This window comes from Niallia sp. NCCP-28, assembly GCF_023168165.1.
Lineage (GTDB): Bacteria > Bacillota > Bacilli > Bacillales > Cytobacillaceae > Niallia.
The window spans coordinates 704,528-722,105 of sequence record NZ_BQYJ01000001.1 but is presented as its reverse complement, the minus strand read 5'-3'; the positions used below and the strand labels follow the sequence as shown (position 1 = coordinate 722,105).

Sequence of the window (17,578 nt, the reverse complement as noted above, 5' to 3'; positions counted from 1 at the left end):
AAACTTATAATATAAGGTAGAAACAGGAGGGATACGATGAAGGAACATACTTTTTTGGAAACTTGGGATTTAGATGTATTTTATAAAGGTGGAAGCAATTCGAAAGAATTTGTGGAGCATCTGTTTAAAACAGGAAAACATATTAAGCAGTTTTCTAATAAGGTGCAAATGTATCAACCTGCAAATGGAAAAAAAGATCAATCATGTGTACTAGAGTTGATTAAACTATATGAATTAATTGTCAAAAAAGTCAGACAAGCAGGCGCTTTTGTCAGCTGTCTAGAGGCGCAAGATATTAAAGATAAGCAGGCTAATGCCTTAAGAGGAAAAGTAATGGAGCTTAGCGCATCCTTTCAAAATGCTCTAACAATATTTGATGGGAAAATATCTGCTTATGATGACCAACAATGGAATAATCTTTTGCAGGGAGAGGGACTAACAGAATTAGCTTTTGTGCTGTCAGAAAGACGAATGCAAGCAAAAAACAAACTTGGGGAACAAGAAGAAATGCTCATTAATAAATTGAGCATTGATGGCTATCATGGCTGGAGCCAAATGTATGATACAATCGTTAGCTCCATTCAAATACCTTTAGAAGAAAATGGCCAAACCCTCTATTTATCTGTAGGGCAAGCTGCCAATAAATTTTCCGATCCTGATCAGAATGTTCGAAAAGAGGTTTTTTCTGCATGGGAAAAGGCTTGGGAAGATAAAAGTTCATTAATTGCCAAAACATTAAATCATCTATCAGGATTTCGTTTAAATGTTTATGAAAAGAGGGGGTGGCATAATATTTTAAAAGAACCTTTAGAGATGAACCGGATGCAGGAGAAAACACTGCAGACCATGTGGGAAGTAATAGCTGCTAATAAAGAGCCGTTTAAACGTTTTTTAGAGAGAAAGGCAAAAATGTTAGGGGTGGAAAAATTAAGTTGGCATGATTTGGATGCTCCTATTGGAAATTCCTTTGGAAAGATGAATTATCAAGAAGGAGCAGCATTTATTTTAAAACAATTTTCACAATTTGGCGAAAAAATGAAAGCTTTTGCTGAGAAAGCATTTGCAGACAGATGGATTGAAGCTGAAGACAGACAAGGAAAAAGGCCAGGCGGTTTTCATACCTATTTTCCTGAAAGCGAGCAGTCGCGCATCTTTATGACCTATTCTGGCACAACAAGCAATGTATCTACATTGGCCCATGAACTAGGACATGGCTTTCATACATATGCAATGAAGGATATGCATACATTAAACAGAAATTATGCAATGAATGTAGCAGAAACGGCATCTACATTTGCAGAAACGATTGTATCAGACGCTGCTGTTAAAGCTTCTTCCAGCAAGGCAGAAAAGATTGTATTATTAGAAGGGAAAATTCAAAATTCTATTGCATTATTAATGAATATTCATGCTCGTTTTTTATTTGAAACGAATTTTTATGAAGAGCGTAAAAAAGGAATTGTCAGTGAAGCGAAATTAAACGAAATAATGGTGCGAGCGCAAAAAGAGGCATATGGAGAGGCGTTAGATACCTATCATCCGACTTTTTGGGCATCTAAACTGCATTTTTATATTACAGGTGTTCCGTTTTATAATTTTCCTTATACATTTGGCTATCTATTTTCCCTTGGCATTTATGCACATGCACAGCAAGAAGGATCAGGCTATGAAAAAAAATATATGGCTTTATTAAAAGATACTGCGAGTATGACAGTAGAAGAATTAGCGAAAAAACATCTGGCTGTAAATTTAGCCGAAGAAGTGTTTTGGCAAAATGCCATTCAATTATGCATAGATGATGTAGAAGAATTTTTAGAACTAACGGAATAACGATGCAGCTACAAAAAAACGCCTTTTGCTAAAGGCGTTTTTCAAATGCAGCTATATTTTTTTCCATCTAAAATTAGCAATCATTAAAATAGAAAGGACAAGTATTAAAAATAAGTAAAGGTGTGCAGGAATAAAACTAACTCCTAAGCAAATAAAGGTAAGAATGCAGCCTGCTGCAGTGATAGGCAGGCCAGTAAAGTAGCCGTTGTTTTCGGTAATATTAAATCTTGCTAAACGAAACGCGCCACAGCAAATATATAGAACAGTAAAAAAGGAACCAGGTGACCCTAAATCAAAGAGCACCCCTTGATATACTAAAACAGCTGGCGCCACACCAAAAGAGATAATGTCGCTCATTGAATCTAATTGTTTGCCTAATTCTGATTCGATATTAAATTTTCTTGCTGCCATCCCATCTAATCTATCTAAAAGTGCAGCAATAAAAATCAATAATATACTTAGCGGGATATGGCCTTTAAAACTCGTTATAATAGAAAATCCGCCTAAACATAAGTTCATTAAAGTAAGGCAATTTGCCACTTGCGATTTAAACTTTTTTAAAGTTTGATCTAAAGCATTGGGTAGAAACATTTTATTCACTCCTAGTATGAAAATTTTTCATACAACTTTTATTTATATAATAATATATAATTTTAAGGTAGTATATGATTGTTCGCAAAGAAAAATAATTTTTATGGAGGAATTGCTGAATTGAAATCTTATCTATATAAATTTTTTATAGAATTAACAAATGGTAAATGGAGTTCTTATTTGATTATGAAATTTGCTCATTCTAAAGCGAGTTCTTTTATTATACCGTCGTTTGCAAAGGTATACAAAATAAATATAGACGAAATGGAAAAAGATTTGACTTCCTACAATAATCTTCATGACTTTTTTATTAGAAAATTGAAGAACGGAACAAGAAACAGCCTTTTCAGCAAAAAAGAAGTTATTAGTCCAGTGGACGCCATTATTGAAGAGATGGGAATAATTACAGGAAACAAAACGATTCATGTGAAAGACAAAGTCTATTCCATTTCTGAAATGCTGGGAAATAAAGAAATGGTGGATAAATATACAGGAGGCACTTTCATTATTTTTTATTTAAGCCCAAGCCATTATCATCGTATACATAGTCCTGTATCTGGGCAGGTGACCAAACGCTGGACATTAGGAGAGAAGTCTTACCCTGTTAATAAATGGGGATTAAAATTTGGAAGAAGCCCCCTTGCAAAAAATTATCGGACAATCACGGAAGTCAAAACACAGGATAATCATCATATTGCGATTGTAAAAGTAGGAGCGATGTTTATTAATTCCATTATACTTAGCCATCAAAAAGAAAAAGTGAACAAGGGAGAAGAAATGGCTTATTTTTCATTTGGATCAACTGTTATATTATTATTCGAAAAAGAAACTTTTAGAAGCAAAGACTTTCTTTCTACTCCATATCCAGTTAAAATAGGGGAAGTAATTGGGGAACTTAGTGGGAAAAGTAAATAATAATAATGATAAAAAGCCCATCTATTGGGCTTTTTATTAGGATGACACTCTTATTTTATTAGTTAATGAACGTCGGTGAATCTCTGTTTCAATGAGACGTATAAATTCAGGGTTGAGTTTAAGTTCTCTTGCTTTATGATAAGACTCAATTAACAATTCATCTGACAGTTTGCGCATGTCAGAACTCACCTCCATTCACTAAGCTCATTGTTTGATAGCTTGTTTTTTCTATACCATTACTTTAACAAAAATAAACAGTAAGAACAACTGTTCGGTTATCCACAATAATAAGTGGATAACCTGTGATTAAGTTGTTTAAAACTAAAAGCAGAGTATGTTCATCAATAGTGAATATGTGTACAATGTTATCCACATCCAAAGAAATATACGGTTTTTGTCGAAAAATATTTAGATATTTTAAAAAAAAATAGTTCTAACTGCTTTTATTCTTGTTTTACGGTTTGCATGAATGTTCGATTCACTTTATGTGTATAAAACGGTATAATATAACTTTGTTTTAAAATTTTTACTAGCAGGCTAAAGCTTTGAAAACAACGGAAAGCCATTATCTTAAAGAGGTGCATATAAATTGTTAAATGATTTTTTACCAGATCAGCATGTAAAAAATATATTTGAAATTACCCCGGAAGCATTAAAAGAAAAGGGGATAAAAGGGGTTATAACCGATCTTGATAATACATTGGTTGAGTGGGATCGTCCTCTTGCAACGCCTAAAATCATTGAATGGTTTGAAGAAATGAAAAGAAATAAGATAAAAGTAACAATTGTTTCTAATAATAAGGAAGGAAGAGTAAAGGCTTTTTCTGATCCTTTAAATATCCCATTTATATTTGCCGCAAGAAAACCGATGGGACGGGCTTTTAAAAAGGCAATTTTACAAATGGATATAAAAAAAGAAGAAGCAGTTGTTATTGGCGACCAATTATTAACAGATGTACTTGGAGGCAACCGCAGTGGATTCCATACTATTTTAGTGGTGCCTGTAGCACAGACAGATGGTTTTTTTACGAAAATCAATCGAACAATTGAAAGAAGAATATTAAACTGGTTTCGCAAAAAAGGAAAGATAACTTGGGAGGATTAATAAGTGACAGAAAAGATACATTGCATAGGTTGTGGAGTAGAAATTCAAACAGATAAGCGTGACGATTTAGGATATGCTCCGCCCTCTGCTTTAGAAAAAGAAGTAATTATTTGCCAAAGGTGCTTTCGATTAAAACATTATAATGAAGTGCAGGATGTCTCGTTAACAGATAGCGATTTCTTAAAAATATTAAATGAAATTGGCCAAAGCGACAGCCTTATTGTTAAGATTGTTGATATTTTTGATTTTAATGGGAGCTGGCTGCCTGGTTTGCATCGCTTTACAGGAAAAAATAAAGTACTGCTAGTGGGAAATAAAGTAGATTTACTGCCGAAATCGGTGAAAAAGCAAAAAGTAATCAATTGGATGAAAAAAGAAGCAAAAGAGCTTGGATTAAAACCTGAAGATGTTTTTTTAGTTAGTGCCGAAAAAGGACAAATGATCCAAGAGGTAGTGGAAGCAATAGAGCAATATCGAAAAGGCAAGGATGTATATGTGGTTGGCTGTACAAATGTCGGTAAATCAACATTTATTAATCGAATTTTAAAGGAAGTATCTGGTGAGGAAGATATTATTACAACTTCTCATTTTCCAGGAACGACATTGGATATTATTGAAATTCCATTATCGGACGGAAAAGCGCTAGTAGATACGCCTGGGATTATTAATCATCATCAAATGGCCCATTATGTAGATAAACGAGATTTAAAATATATTACGCCGAAAAAAGAGATTAAAGCGAAAATTTACCAGTTGAATGATGGACAAACTTTATTTTTGGGCGGATTAGCACGCTTTGATTTTGTAAAAGGGCAAAAACAAGCATTTGTTTGTTATTTCTCCAATGAAATTAATATCCATCGCACGAAAACCGAAAAAGCTCAAGAATTATATGACAAACATGTTGGGGAAATGCTCACACCACCTCGAGTAGAGCAATTGGATCAATTTCCGAAACTTGTAAAACATGATTTTACTATAAAAGAAGCAAAAACAGATATTGTATTTTCAGGATTAGGGTGGATTACTGTAAATGAACCAAATATCCAAATATCTGTGTATGTGCCAAAAGGGGTACATGCGATGATTAGAAAATCACTGATTTAAGGAATGGCTACAGCATTCCCATCGTTTAGAAGCTAAACATATACTGCATCAATGGGATAGTTGCTACTTTCTACTACAAAAGAATAAAAAGTTCGGGAGAGCAGAAAATGAAAAAATATGTAGTTATTGGAGATCCTATCGCACATAGTATGTCACCTGTTATGCATAATGATTTATTTCATTTTTATCAAATAGAAGCACAGTATGATTTGTTTCATATCAAAAAAGGGATGCTAAAAGAAGGACTTTCACAGCTAAAAGAGATGGGCATTGCTGGTTTTAATATTACAGTGCCGCATAAATCAGATATTATTCCTTTTTTGGATGAACTGGATCCTTTAAGCCAAGCGATTGGGGCAGTAAATACAGTAGTAAATGAAAATGGCAAGTGGGTTGGCTATAATACAGATGGTTATGGTTATGTGAGAGGGCTTTTAACTTTGCTTCCTGTTTTAACTGATAAAAAGGTAATGATGATTGGTGCAGGTGGAGCAGCAAGAGCGATTTATTTTACACTTGCACACGAAAAAGTACAAAAAATTGATATTGTTAATCGAACATTAGAAAAAGCAGAGAATCTCAAAAAAGCCTGTCCTTATTCTGTAGAAACAGAAGTTCTGAATTTGCAGTCGGCAAAAGAGAAATGCGGGGAATATGATTTGATTATTCAAACGACTTCAATTGGAATGTCGCCATATATAAAAGAGCAGCCAATTTCTCTTGAGAATTTAAACAGCAACTCGCTAGTTAGTGATATAATATATAATCCATTAGAAACTAAATTGCTTTATGACGCAAAAATGAAGGGAGCAATAGTGCAAAATGGATTGGAAATGTTTGTTTTTCAAGGGGCGTTAGCTTTTGAAAAATGGACCGGTATTTTTCCGGATACAGAACGTATGAAAAGAAATGTGTTAAAACAATTAGGAGGCAACTTTGATGCTTAGAGGCAAACAAAAAAGATTTTTACGTGCAAAGGCACATCATTTAAACCCAATTTTTCAAGTGGGAAAAGGCGGGGTAAATGAAAATATGATTACACAGATAGCAGATGCTTTAGAAGTAAGAGAATTGCTGAAAGTCAGCATCCTGCAAAATTGTGACGAAGATAAAGAAACGGTGGCAGCACAGCTTGTAAAAGGCACGAAAAGCGAGCTGGTGCAAATTATCGGATCGACAATTGTGTTATATAAAGAGTCGAAAGAAAATAAAACGATAAATTTACCATCTTAACTTTTGTAAAAAGAGGGGATTTCTTTGAAAAAAAGGATTGGAATATTGGGAGGGACTTTTGATCCCCCTCATATTGGACATCTCATCATCGCAAATGAAGTGCTGCATCATGAAAGATTGGATGAGATCTGGTTTATGCCAAATCAAGAACCTCCACATAAAATAAAAGCAGGGAATGTTTCGAATCAAAATCGTATAGAGATGCTTCATTTAGCAATAGAAGACCATCCGAACTTTCGAATAGAAACGATAGAGATGAATCGGGAAGGCAAGTCTTATACGTTTGATACAATGAAAATATTAAAAGAAGTGCATCCGCATATAGATTTTCATTTTATCATTGGCGGAGATATGGTCGAATATTTGCCGAATTGGTATAAGATTGAGGAATTAGTAGAGATTATTCAATTTATTAGTGTAAATCGTCCACAATACAGCAATGAAACAGCCTATCCTGTCCGTTATGTAGATGTGCCTGCCATTGATATTTCTTCTAATTTAATTCGGGAGCGTTTAAAAAAAGGGGACACTATTCAGTATCTAACGAAAGATAATGTAAAGAGATATATTGAGGAGAATCATCTTTATGAAGCGTGAACAAGCATTAGCGATTGTGAAAGAACATTTAACAGAGCATCGATATGTGCATACGATTGGAGTCATGGAAACGGCTGTTAAACTTGCTGGAAAATATGGAGTAAATCCAGAAAAGGCAGAACTTGCTGCTATATTTCATGATTACGCCAAATTCCGCCCAAAAGAAGAAATGAAACAAATTATTGTAGAGCAAAAGATGGATCCTGTTCTTTTGGAGTTTCATTCTGAATTATGGCATGCCCCGGTCGGCGCCTATCTTGTGGAAAAGGAAGCAGGCATTCATGACCAAGAGATCTTACAGGCAATCAAATACCATACTTCAGGCAAACCAGGGATGAGTATGCTTGAGAAAATTATTTATTTAGCAGACTATATCGAACCGAATAGAGCGTTCCCAGGGGTAGAGGAAGTGCGAGAATTGACAAATGTTGATTTTCATCAAGGATTTATTAAATCGGTAAAAAATACGATGGGTTTTCTTATACAAAATAATCGGCCGGTTTTTCCGCTGACTTTTCAAATGTATAACAGCATCGTAATGAAAATGGAGGATGAATAGATGGATGATCGTAAATTACTAGTAACTGCTGTGAAAGCAGCGGATGATAAAAGAGCGGAGAATATTGTGGCTCTTAATATGAAAGGCATTTCCCTTGTATCGGACTATTTTATTATTTGTCATGGCAACTCGGATAAACAGGTACAAGCAATTGCAAGTGAAATAAAAGATAAATGCTCAGAAATCGGCGTAAATGTCAAAAGGCTAGAAGGTTTTCAAGAAGCAAAATGGATTCTTGTTGATTTAGGAGATATTGTTGTGCATGTATTCCACCGAGATGAAAGAACGTACTATAATCTAGAACGATTATGGGGAGATGCACCTATCGAAAATATACAAAGTGAGATTAGTCAATGACGTACGGCAGATTTGCCTATCTATATGATAGGCTAATGAGCGATGTGCCATATGGAAAATGGGTAGAACTAATTGCAGATGCTAAAGAGAAATACAATATTTCAGGCAATCACCTTTTGGATCTTGCATGTGGAACAGGAGAATTATCCATAAGTCTTGCAGAGCGAGGCTTTCAAGTAACAGGAGTGGATCTCTCAGAAGATATGCTAAGTGTGGCCCAAGATAAAACGAATAAACAAGGGCAGTCCATTTTTTATATCGAACAAGATATGTCCAAGTTAGAAGGTCTTCCATCATTTGATATTATTGGGGTTTTTTGTGATTCTTTAAATTATTTGCAAACAGAAGAAGAGGTTATCGAAACATTCAAAGGAGTCCATCGCCATTTAGACGAAAAAGGACTATTTATATTCGATGTTCATTCCTTGTATAAAATGAATGCTCTTTTCATCAATCAAACCTATGCAGTCAATGATGAAGAATTAAGTTTAATTTGGCAATGCTATCCTGGAGAGTATAAGAATAGTGTAGAGCATGATTTAACCTTTTTTGAGTTAGATGAGGAATCTGGGATGTATCATCGCTATGATGAACTTCATTGTCAGAGAACCTATTCCATTGATCAATATAAAACATGGCTAAAAGAAAATGATTTCCGTCTTGTGGACATTATAGTTGATTTTAATGAAAAAGAAAGCAAAGAAAATGGAGAAAGAATTTTTTTCCTTTGCCAAAAAGCATAATAAAAAGATGACTAGAGGATTGTTTCTCCAGTCATTTTTTTATGCTATCTAACATATGTGCTAAATGAATAAAAATGCTAGAAAAAAATAAAAAAGAAGGATATTTGTTGACTATATCGAATTTATTTATTTGGATAGGCTATTAAGTATCTTTTGCTGCGAGCATGGCGTTTTGCACCAATTCCACATCTTCTGCGAACTTTTCGTGTGTTGCATGAAATAGCTGATTAAAGGTATCTCCCAAATTTTTCTCCAATATGTCAATCCCAACTCCAGTAATCCCACCTTTGACACAAACCTTTTCTTGTAAAGTAGGCAATGTATAATAACGTTTTTTTAGCAGTTCTCCAAGGCCAATCAGCATCTCACTTGCAAGCAATGTTGCTGTTTTGCTGTCCATTTCTGTTTCCTCTACAGCTCCGTCTATAAACCGCTGTGTTAAATAGCTGAAAAAAGCTGGGCCGCAGCTGACGATATCAGAAGCTGCTCTTGTGATATTTTTATCAATTATATAAGGGCTTGAAAATTTTTCGAATATCATGGTTAATGTTTTTTTCCATTCTTCTGTACATTGTTTTCCGAAAGAAAATAAACTGACACCTGTTAATGCCCTATTTGTAATGCTTGGAATAATTCTTGCAACAGAACATGTAAAAAAGACCTCCAAATCTTCTGCATTAATCGGGCTTGTAATGGAAACAACGCACATATCATCTGTAATATATGGCGTCAGTTTTTTTGCAAGCATGATAGAATCACGTGGCTTGATGCACAAAAAAACGACGTCGCTAGCCTTTGCCACCTCTATAAAATCATCATAAACAACAATGTCGGGATAACTTTTTTTAATTTGTAAAGCTTTGCTTTTTGTTCGATTATGAATCAATAGTGAATCGGGGGAAATTGCCTTGCTATCAAGCATTGACTCAATCAGTATTCTCCCCATATTTCCCGTACCAATTATTCCGATTTTCATCTGTCCTTCCCCCCCTAAAATGAGCGGTTTCTCATATAACGATATGAATTCGATGACAAGAATATACCTAGAAAGGATGATAATGATGAATTGGGCAAAAAAATATCAAGGGATTTTAATCATTGCAGCCGTTATCTTTATATTTATTGGCTACAAAATATATCCAAATCTTTTTGCAAATCAACAAAGTCAAATAGCGGCTCCAATTTATGACACAGAGGACTTGGAGATAAAAGAGGAGGGGATGGAGGAGGAACAAGAAGACAAAACAAAAGAAACGTTAATTGTTGATGTAAAAGGGGCGGTAAAACGTCCTGGTGTATATGAAGCTCTTCAAGGAGATCGAGTAGTCGATATAATAAAAAAAGCAGGAGGAATAACGGAGCAGGGAGAAGAAAACGGAATAAATCTAGCATTAAAAGTAGCTGATGAAATGGTTATTCATGTACCGTATAAAGGAGAAGAAGGGGCAGGGGGCAGTACGGAAAGTTTCGTAAATACGGGCGGGGCAGCTGAAAATGGAAGCAGCAATGGGGGAGCAGTTGATTTAAACAAGGCAACAGCAGCTGAGTTAGATGAACTGCCTGGAATAGGCCCTGCCAAAGCAGAGACCATTATTGAATATCGGGAGAGCAATGGAGGATTTTCCTCCAAAGAAGATTTAAAAAAAATCAGTGGCATTGGCGAAAAGACCTATGAAAAATTAGCGGATTTAATTACAGTGAATTAATGAATGTTATGCAATCTATTTTTTAAAAAAATACGGAAAAAGATTGCTGGCTTTTGAATTTGATAAATAAACGCCAAAATATTTAGTGTACTATTCATAAGCATTCAGTTTCTATAGGAAAAGTTCACTATCGAAAAAGGCAGTATCACGTTATAATCAATATATATTTAATGAGGAAGCAGGTAGGTGGAATAATGAACAGAATTTCATGGGATGAGTATTTTATGGCACAAAGTGAGCTGCTTGCTTTAAGGAGCACATGTACAAGACTTGCTGTTGGTGCAACCATTGTTCGAGATAAACGAATTATTGCAGGGGGCTATAATGGAAGCATTACAGGGGGAGTTCATTGCATAGATGAAGGCTGTTATGTTATCGATAATCATTGCGTGCGCACAATTCATGCAGAAATGAATGCATTATTGCAGTGTGCCAAGTTTGGTGTAGCAGCAGAAGGAGCAGATATTTATGTAACACACTTTCCTTGCCTGCAATGCTGCAAAGCAATTATACAAGCAGGCATTAAAACGGTTTATTATGCAAATGATTATAAAAATCATCCATATGCAATAGAACTGTTTACGCAAGCGGGCATTTCTATGGTGCAAGTTTCTAACAAGGAAGTAGTATTTGATAAACATCAAGCAGAAAAACAATTTTTTGTAGAGAAACTAGTGGACAAGCTAAAGGATACAGATATGGATGCTCTAGAGCTAAAAGAATTGAAAGAGCAAGCGAAGGTATTATTCGCAGGGGCACTTTCTGAAGGCATCTTAAAGTGATAGCATTTCTCTCCTGCATGTACAGGATAAATTAGCAGAGCAGGAGGGTATGGAGACAGGAGGAGATGGAATTTTTCTGCATAAAAGACATAGAAACACCTTGCTGAGTATTAAGTTTGCTTTTAGAAAAAGATCATTAATTTCTTTAAAAGGTGATTGCATGTGATGAGAAATAGAATATTGTATTTTAGTATAGCAGGTTTGTTTGCTTATTTATGTGTTTTTCTGCACTTGTATTTTTTTCTTTTTGTATTTTTTCTTTATGTTTTGTGGCTTTTTGTATCAAAAAAATTTACGTTAATTTCTCTGGGCGCCCTATTTTTTATTTTTGGATTATTTTTTTTTCGTGCCGACTTGGAAAATCGTCTTTCTTTTTCCCGCTTGCTTCCGACTGCTACAAAGTTCACTATTCTTTTTTTAGAAGAACCGACAGTGGATGGCGATATGTTAAAAGGCGTTGCAAAAGAAGTGACAACAAATGAAAAGATACACTTTTCCTATAAAATAAAATCTGAAGCGGAAAAAGAAGAGATTGAAAAGCTTTCTTTGCTTGGAAGCAGATGTTTAGCAATAGGTAAGTTAGAGAAACCAGCTTCTGCAAGAAATGAATTTAGTTTTGATTATAAAAAGTATTTATGGAATCATTCAATTTATTGGAATGTAAAAGCAGATGCATTTACAATTGAAACTTGTTTGGATTCTTCGGTTAACCTTATCCATCTGATCGAAGCAGAAAGGCAATCAGGCATAAAGTGGATAGAAAAAAAGTTTTCTGAAGAAACAAAAGGGGTTGCTGTTGCGCTTATATTTGGAGATAGACAGTTGATGGATGAAGGGATTCAAACCGCTTTTCAGAGATTGGGGATTATTCATTTATTAGCTATCTCAGGATCGCATATCATTATCCTTATTGCTATTTTTTATTTTTTGATGATCCGTTTTGGAATTACTAAAGAAAAAGCTACTACAATTATGTTGATTATATTGCCGATATATGCTGTGTTGACAGGACTAAGTCCCAGTGTAATTCGTGCAGTGGCCACTTCTATGCTCGTTCTTCTTAAGTTAAAAGCAAAAACACTTCGCTCATTTCCTTCCATTGATCTGTTAAGTTTTGTTTTTCTTTTTTATATTTTTTTTCAGCCAAAAGTGATTTTTGATGTTGGTTTTATCTTATCTTTTACTGTCTGTTTGTTTTTGCTGCTTTCTTCTTCTATTTTTATTCATTTATCCTCTAATATTATGTATAAACTGTTATTTCCTACATTTGTTTCTGAGTTTTCTGTAGTGCCTATTATTTTATCTTATTTTTATGAAATTCCCACGTTATCCCTTTTGGCCAATGTAGTGTATATTCCATTCTATTCCATTATTGTTCTTCCCTATTTATTAGTTGTGTTTGTCTTTTCCTTTTTTGTTCCTTTTATGATAGATATTTTATTGTTGCCAATGGATGTGGTTTTATCTTATTCCAATCGTTTAATTATTCAAGTATCTTCCTTGCCATCCAGCACTGTTATATTGGGGAAACCTTCTAATTTTATGCTGTTTTTTTATCTTGCAGCGTCGATTATTTTTTTTTATCAATTCGAAAAAAATAACGGTCCGAGCCGCATTTGTTTATTATTTATTCCGTTTTGCTTAGTTTTAATGCAGGTGATGGGGAATTATTATCACGCAGAGGGAGAAGTCTCTTTTATTGATGTTGGGCAAGGAGATAGTATTTTAATTAAGCTTCCGGAGCATCAAGGCATTTATTTAATTGATACAGGGGGAACCATAGAGTTCGATAAAGAAGAGTGGCAGAGAAGAAACAATCCATATGAAGTAGGAAAGGATACATTAGTCCCTTTTTTAAAAAGCAAAGGCATTGCGACAATTGATAAATTAATATTGACACATGGGGATTTAGACCATATTGGCGGCAGTTTAGCAGTGATTTCTTCAATTAGAGTAAAAGAAATCGTATTTCCCCAAACAAATCTTGAACCTGGAAAAGAGGAAAAGGAGATTTTGCAGCTTGCAGCTCAAAAAAGAATTCCTGTTTCCTATGTAAGAGGGGGACAATCATTTTTAAGTGGGGATACTCGCTTTCATATTCTATCTCCTCTAACAGAAAATATAGAAAATAAAAATGATGCATCTATTGTCATAAAAGCCAAAATAGGTGGTTTAAATTGGCTGTTCACAGGTGATTTGGAGGAAAGCGGAGAACAATTATTATTAAGCAGATATCCTAATCTTCAAACGGATATTTTAAAAATTGGGCATCATGGCAGCAAAACATCAACTTCGGAAAGATTTCTTCAAAAAGTTGATCCAAAAGCGGCAATTATTTCTGCAGGAAAAAATAATCGTTATGGCCATCCTCATAAAGCAGTTATTGATAGACTGCAAAAAGCGCATATTACTGTATGGAGAACAGATTTAAATGGTGAAATAACCTATAAATTTTCAAATAAGAAAGGCACCTTTTTTATGCAATTGCCATAAACTAAAAGCAAGAAGCAATGAATCTAAGGGGGATTCTCCCAATCTTAGCTTGCAGCATACATGTATTAGCAAGGAAAAAATCTAATTGCTTTTTTCTTTTTTTTATGAAAAACATATAAGTAATAATAAAGCAGAAAGGCTCTAACATGCGCTGATTTATTTTTAGATGAACTAATTTAAAGGAAATACTTAACACAACCATTCCCTAAATGACAAGACTTTACACAAATAGAGGCAGAGGTTTGAGGGAATAGTATAATCATGTCGCACCGTTGCTTAATAAGTATCCTAGGCCTTATTAAGCAATGTTCATCATAGATCGAAAGAGGATATAATAAAGAGAATCCATCATGCATTTATATAAATGGATAAATTGTTCCATTATACTTGCAAATATGGATTTTCATTATATCCTTTTTCTATTTTTAGAAGCATAGAAATAAATAGAAGAAAAAACAAATAAAACAGATATTTTGTTTGCCACTTGTAAAAAGAGAAAAGCTTCTTTAGGATAGGAGAAAAGGATAGGCTAAAAATTTTTATGGGGAGAATTTTATGGTAGAAGAATTATGGAAAAATATAAAAAAGAAAAGGTTTTCGTCCATCTACTTATTTTATGGTGCTGAAACTTTTTTAATAAATGAAACAAAACAATTATTAATTCAATCAGCAATTGATATAAATGAAGAAGATTTTAACTTATCTTCTTATGATTTAGAAGAGACGCCAATAGAAGCAATATTGGAAGATGCGGAAACCATTCCCTTTTTTGGAGAGAGAAAAATTATTGTTTTGCATAATCCATTTTTTTTGACTGCAGAAAAAACAAAGTCAAAAGTAGAACATGACATAAAAAAATTAGAAGTGTATTTAAAAGAGCCACCTCCTTATACAATCCTTTTGCTTATTGGGAGTTTTGAAAAGTTAGATGAAAGAAAAAAAATTACAAAAGAACTTAAAAAGAATGCAGAAGTGTTAGAGGCCAAAAAGCTAACCGAAGCAGAATTAAAAAAATGGATGAGGCAAAGAGCTGCATTTAATAAAGTAGAAATGGATGAAGAAGCGCTTGACACAATGCTTCACCTTGCTGGAACAAATCTTTTTTTATTAACAAGTGAAGTAGATAAAATGGCATTGTATGTGCAAGATTCTCATTTAATCACAAAAGAAATTGTGGAGGAGCTAGTTGCAAAATCATTGGAGCAAAATATATTTTCATTGGTAGATAAGATTATTTCAAGGAAAATAGAGGATGCATTACGCATCTACTATGATCTTATGAAACAAAATGAAGAACCATTAAAAATATTAGCGATTATAACAAATCAATTTCGTTTGATTTATCAGGTGAAAGGACTTTCTAAAGCGGGTTATGGACAACAGCAAATAGCCTCTGTCTTAAAAGTTCATCCATTTCGGGTGAAACTAGCAGCTGGACAAGCACAGAGGTTTTCCGAAAAAGAACTGTTGGCATGCATCAACTTATTTGCCGAAGCTGATTATGGGATGAAAACAGGAAGTATGAATAAACATATGATTATTGAAATGATTTTTTTTCAAATACATGATCGATTTAATAAAAAAGCTCATTAAAAAACGCGAATGGAAAAATTCGCGTTTTTTTTGCATAACAAAAGGCTATCATTTTACATGATAGCCTGCGTTCACTCAATTAAGCGTTTATAGCATTTTTTCTTTTCGCTAAACGAGATTTTTTACGAGCAGCAGCATTTTTATGAATAAGACCTTTTGCAGCAGCTTTGTCTAATTTACTAGCAGCTTCTACAAAACTTTCATTTGCAGCAGTTGCGTCATTAAGAGCAATAGCAGCTTCAGCCTTTTTAACAGCAGTACGCATTGCAGATTTAACTGTAGTGTTTTGAGCGTTACGAGCATTACTAGTTTTCACGCGTTTAATCGCAGATTTAATATTTGGCATTTACGTTCACCTCCTAAAAAGAAGCATCGAGTGGCATATCCTCTCGATTTTACATTCCTAAAACAAACTTAAAGAACAAGTGATATTTTATCAAAAGCAGATCGATAATGCAATACTATCCTTTTAATTTGCTGAAAACAACTTGATATTTACTATAAAAAGCTGTTTATACGAAAGTTTAATGTTTTTCTTTCTCTAAAGTACTAGTGTAATTTATTCTTCTTTGATTAGTCAATATAAATTGGTGGAGGATGGGCTTTTTAAATGAATGTTTTTTCTGTTCCTAGGAAAAGATAGGAATAAATTGAACTATTGTTCTGGGAGGAGATTGACATGAAAAATTCTATCGATTTAAGCAAGTATTCTGTAAGAACTGATTTAGCGATTGAAGCAAAAGAGCTGGCCCTAAAGGCAGAAAGTAAAATTCACACAGAGCCTAATCAATCTCAATTAGATGGTGTCATTATTAAAGAAAAAGATGAAAACGGCATGAAAATCTCTTACGTGGAAGTGACGGAAAAGGGAGAAGAACTAATCGGCAAAAAAAAGGGGAAGTATTTAACGATAGAAGTGCTCGGCATTAGACAGCAAGACAGCGAGCTGCAAAGAGAAGTGGAAAAATTATTTGCAGAGGAGTTCTCGCAATTTTTAAAACAGCTTAATATAACAGAGAATGCTTCTTGTTTAATCGTGGGGTTAGGGAATTGGAATGTAACCCCTGATGCATTAGGTCCACAGGTTTGTGAAAATGTGCTGGTGACAAGACATTTATATGAACTGCAGCCAGAAAATGTAGAAGAAGGATATAGACCAGTCAGTGCTCTTGCTCCTGGGGTGATGGGCCTGACCGGCATTGAAACAAGCGACATTATTAAAGGAGTAGTCGAAAAAACAAATCCTGATTTTATTATTGTAGTTGATGCCCTTGCGTCAAGATCAATTGAACGTGTAAATGCTACCATTCAAGTTTCAGATACAGGCATTCATCCTGGATCTGGTGTCGGGAATAAACGAAAAGAGTTAAGCGGGGCGACATTGGGAAGGCCGGTCATTGCCATTGGTGTACCGACAGTAGTTGATGCCGTTTCTATTACAAGTGATACCATAGACTATATATTAAAGCATTTTGGCAAAGAATTAAAAGAAGGCAATAAACCTTCTAGAGCGCTAGCGCCTGCAGGATTAAATTTTGGAGAAAAAAAAGTATTGAAAGACGAAGATTTGCCGGAAGAACATCATCGCAAAACGTTTTTAGGGATTATTGGAACACTGCCAGAAGAAGAAAAAAGAAAATTGATTTATGAAGTGTTGTCTCCGATTGGCCATAATTTAATGGTTACACCAAAGGAAGTCGATGTATTTATTGAAGATATGTCCAATCTCCTTGCAAATGGCTTAAATGCTGCATTGCATCAAGCTATTAATCAAGAAAATGTAGGTTTTAATACACATTAACCAATTTGATTGAAATAAGGGCAGTAGGAGAGAAAAACACCCTGCTGTTCCTATTTTTCTTTCTAGTAATTTGTTCTAGTTTCTCTAGTAAATACATAGGATTTTAGTAGAAGTGCTAGAAAACAGCAAAACATAAATCTCTTCTATTTGTCCACTTGATATAGAT

Annotated in this window: 19 protein-coding genes; 15 read left to right on the top strand and 4 right to left on the bottom strand. The window is 34.4% G+C overall.

Annotated elements, in window-relative coordinates:
• Nucleotides 1-36 precede the first annotated feature (36 nt).
• On the top strand, nucleotides 37-1,830 hold the full coding sequence (locus tag NCCP28_RS03685; RefSeq protein ID WP_248560029.1) for a M3 family oligoendopeptidase: 1,794 nt from the start codon (nucleotides 37-39) through the stop codon (nucleotides 1,828-1,830).
• Nucleotides 1,831-1,881: 51 nt separating this feature from the next.
• On the opposite strand, the gene pssA is transcribed toward NCCP28_RS03685, so the two are convergent.
• Nucleotides 1,882-2,421 (bottom strand): CDP-diacylglycerol--serine O-phosphatidyltransferase, encoded by a 540-nt coding sequence (pssA, locus tag NCCP28_RS03680; RefSeq protein WP_248560028.1) that lies wholly within the window; start codon nucleotides 2,419-2,421, stop codon nucleotides 1,882-1,884.
• Nucleotides 2,422-2,541: 120 nt separating this feature from the next.
• Between pssA and NCCP28_RS03675 the strand changes: the two genes are divergently transcribed.
• Nucleotides 2,542-3,336, top strand: coding sequence for a phosphatidylserine decarboxylase (locus NCCP28_RS03675; protein WP_248560291.1), 795 nt, complete (start codon nucleotides 2,542-2,544; stop codon nucleotides 3,334-3,336).
• 36 nt (nucleotides 3,337-3,372) lie between these two features.
• On the opposite strand, the gene NCCP28_RS03670 is transcribed toward NCCP28_RS03675, so the two are convergent.
• Entirely contained in the window at nucleotides 3,373-3,513 is a 141-nt protein-coding gene (locus tag NCCP28_RS03670) for a sporulation histidine kinase inhibitor Sda (protein ID WP_248560027.1), read from the bottom strand.
• Nucleotides 3,514-3,925: 412 nt separating this feature from the next.
• Between NCCP28_RS03670 and NCCP28_RS03665 the strand changes: the two genes are divergently transcribed.
• The 8 genes from NCCP28_RS03665 to NCCP28_RS03630 all read left to right on the top strand — a co-directional run bounded on the left by NCCP28_RS03665 (nucleotide 3,926) and on the right by NCCP28_RS03630 (nucleotide 9,037).
• Nucleotides 3,926-4,441, top strand: coding sequence for a YqeG family HAD IIIA-type phosphatase (locus NCCP28_RS03665; protein ID WP_248560026.1), 516 nt, complete (start codon nucleotides 3,926-3,928; stop codon nucleotides 4,439-4,441).
• A 3-nt stretch (nucleotides 4,442-4,444) separates the two neighbouring features.
• Nucleotides 4,445-5,548 carry a ribosome biogenesis GTPase YqeH gene (gene yqeH, locus NCCP28_RS03660; protein WP_248560025.1) on the top strand — a complete coding sequence of 368 codons (1,104 nt, stop codon included), beginning with the start codon at nucleotides 4,445-4,447 and terminating at the stop codon, nucleotides 5,546-5,548.
• Nucleotides 5,549-5,655: 107 nt separating this feature from the next.
• Complete coding sequence (aroE, locus tag NCCP28_RS03655; protein WP_248560024.1) at nucleotides 5,656-6,495, top strand: shikimate dehydrogenase; 840 nt, start codon at nucleotides 5,656-5,658, stop codon at nucleotides 6,493-6,495.
• A complete protein-coding gene (gene yhbY / locus NCCP28_RS03650) occupies nucleotides 6,488-6,781 on the top strand; it encodes a ribosome assembly RNA-binding protein YhbY (protein ID WP_248560023.1) in 294 nt (97 codons plus the stop codon). The genes aroE and yhbY overlap by 8 nt, the downstream gene beginning before the upstream one ends.
• Before the next feature lie 24 nt (nucleotides 6,782-6,805).
• Nucleotides 6,806-7,378, top strand: coding sequence for a nicotinate-nucleotide adenylyltransferase (locus NCCP28_RS03645; RefSeq protein ID WP_248560022.1), 573 nt, complete (start codon nucleotides 6,806-6,808; stop codon nucleotides 7,376-7,378).
• Nucleotides 7,368-7,937: a bis(5'-nucleosyl)-tetraphosphatase (symmetrical) YqeK gene (yqeK, locus tag NCCP28_RS03640; protein WP_248560021.1), complete on the top strand. Its 570-nt coding sequence runs from the start codon at nucleotides 7,368-7,370 to the stop codon at nucleotides 7,935-7,937. The genes NCCP28_RS03645 and yqeK overlap by 11 nt, the downstream gene beginning before the upstream one ends.
• A complete protein-coding gene (gene rsfS, locus NCCP28_RS03635) occupies nucleotides 7,938-8,294 on the top strand; it encodes a ribosome silencing factor (RefSeq protein WP_248560020.1) in 357 nt (118 codons plus the stop codon). It begins immediately after the preceding gene.
• A complete protein-coding gene (locus tag NCCP28_RS03630; protein WP_248560019.1) occupies nucleotides 8,291-9,037 on the top strand; it encodes a class I SAM-dependent DNA methyltransferase in 747 nt (248 codons plus the stop codon). Before rsfS ends, NCCP28_RS03630 begins: the two co-directional genes overlap by 4 nt.
• Before the next feature lie 142 nt (nucleotides 9,038-9,179).
• Here the strand turns inward: NCCP28_RS03630 and comER are convergent, their stop codons facing one another.
• Nucleotides 9,180-10,013, bottom strand: coding sequence for a late competence protein ComER (gene comER, locus NCCP28_RS03625; protein ID WP_248560018.1), 834 nt, complete (start codon nucleotides 10,011-10,013; stop codon nucleotides 9,180-9,182).
• Between the two features lie 82 nt (nucleotides 10,014-10,095).
• Here comER and NCCP28_RS03620 point away from each other — a divergent pair, with 82 nt between their 5' ends.
• The 4 genes from NCCP28_RS03620 (at nucleotide 10,096) to holA (ending at nucleotide 15,611) form a co-directional block, all read left to right on the top strand.
• Nucleotides 10,096-10,743 (top strand): helix-hairpin-helix domain-containing protein, encoded by a 648-nt coding sequence (locus NCCP28_RS03620; RefSeq protein WP_248560017.1) that lies wholly within the window; start codon nucleotides 10,096-10,098, stop codon nucleotides 10,741-10,743.
• Between the two features lie 194 nt (nucleotides 10,744-10,937).
• Nucleotides 10,938-11,525, top strand: a complete 588-nt coding sequence (locus tag NCCP28_RS03615) for a ComE operon protein 2 (RefSeq protein ID WP_248560016.1) — start codon at nucleotides 10,938-10,940, stop codon at nucleotides 11,523-11,525.
• A 165-nt stretch (nucleotides 11,526-11,690) separates the two neighbouring features.
• Nucleotides 11,691-14,018, top strand: a complete 2,328-nt coding sequence (locus NCCP28_RS03610; protein WP_248560015.1) for a DNA internalization-related competence protein ComEC/Rec2 — start codon at nucleotides 11,691-11,693, stop codon at nucleotides 14,016-14,018.
• 555 nt (nucleotides 14,019-14,573) lie between these two features.
• The gene (holA, locus tag NCCP28_RS03605; protein WP_248560014.1) at nucleotides 14,574-15,611 is read left to right on the top strand and encodes a DNA polymerase III subunit delta; all 1,038 of its coding nucleotides are present in this window, start codon (nucleotides 14,574-14,576) and stop codon (nucleotides 15,609-15,611) included.
• Nucleotides 15,612-15,690: 79 nt separating this feature from the next.
• Here holA and rpsT read toward each other — a convergent pair whose 3' ends face one another.
• On the bottom strand, nucleotides 15,691-15,957 hold the full coding sequence (rpsT, locus tag NCCP28_RS03600) for a 30S ribosomal protein S20 (RefSeq protein WP_248560013.1): 267 nt from the start codon (nucleotides 15,955-15,957) through the stop codon (nucleotides 15,691-15,693).
• Nucleotides 15,958-16,290: 333 nt separating this feature from the next.
• Here rpsT and gpr point away from each other — a divergent pair, with 333 nt between their 5' ends.
• Nucleotides 16,291-17,412, top strand: a complete 1,122-nt coding sequence (gene gpr / locus NCCP28_RS03595) for a GPR endopeptidase (protein WP_248560012.1) — start codon at nucleotides 16,291-16,293, stop codon at nucleotides 17,410-17,412.
• Nucleotides 17,413-17,578 lie beyond the last annotated feature (166 nt).

Coding starts and splice junctions, on each gene's coding strand:
- NCCP28_RS03620 (WP_248560017.1), top strand. CDS start 10,096: ATGATGAATTGGGCAAAAAAATATCAAGGGATTTTAATCATTGCAGCC.
- yhbY (WP_248560023.1), top strand. CDS start 6,488: ATGCTTAGAGGCAAACAAAAAAGATTTTTACGTGCAAAGGCACATCAT.
- gpr (WP_248560012.1), top strand. CDS start 16,291: ATGAAAAATTCTATCGATTTAAGCAAGTATTCTGTAAGAACTGATTTA.
- NCCP28_RS03615 (WP_248560016.1), top strand. CDS start 10,938: ATGAACAGAATTTCATGGGATGAGTATTTTATGGCACAAAGTGAGCTG.
- holA (WP_248560014.1), top strand. CDS start 14,574: ATGGTAGAAGAATTATGGAAAAATATAAAAAAGAAAAGGTTTTCGTCC.
- aroE (WP_248560024.1), top strand. CDS start 5,656: ATGAAAAAATATGTAGTTATTGGAGATCCTATCGCACATAGTATGTCA.
- NCCP28_RS03630 (WP_248560019.1), top strand. CDS start 8,291: ATGACGTACGGCAGATTTGCCTATCTATATGATAGGCTAATGAGCGAT.
- rpsT (WP_248560013.1), bottom strand. CDS start 15,957: ATGCCAAATATTAAATCTGCGATTAAACGCGTGAAAACTAGTAATGCT.
- rsfS (WP_248560020.1), top strand. CDS start 7,938: ATGGATGATCGTAAATTACTAGTAACTGCTGTGAAAGCAGCGGATGAT.
- NCCP28_RS03685 (WP_248560029.1), top strand. CDS start 37: ATGAAGGAACATACTTTTTTGGAAACTTGGGATTTAGATGTATTTTAT.
- NCCP28_RS03670 (WP_248560027.1), bottom strand. CDS start 3,513: ATGCGCAAACTGTCAGATGAATTGTTAATTGAGTCTTATCATAAAGCA.
- comER (WP_248560018.1), bottom strand. CDS start 10,013: ATGAAAATCGGAATAATTGGTACGGGAAATATGGGGAGAATACTGATT.
- NCCP28_RS03610 (WP_248560015.1), top strand. CDS start 11,691: ATGAGAAATAGAATATTGTATTTTAGTATAGCAGGTTTGTTTGCTTAT.
- pssA (WP_248560028.1), bottom strand. CDS start 2,421: ATGTTTCTACCCAATGCTTTAGATCAAACTTTAAAAAAGTTTAAATCG.
- yqeK (WP_248560021.1), top strand. CDS start 7,368: ATGAAGCGTGAACAAGCATTAGCGATTGTGAAAGAACATTTAACAGAG.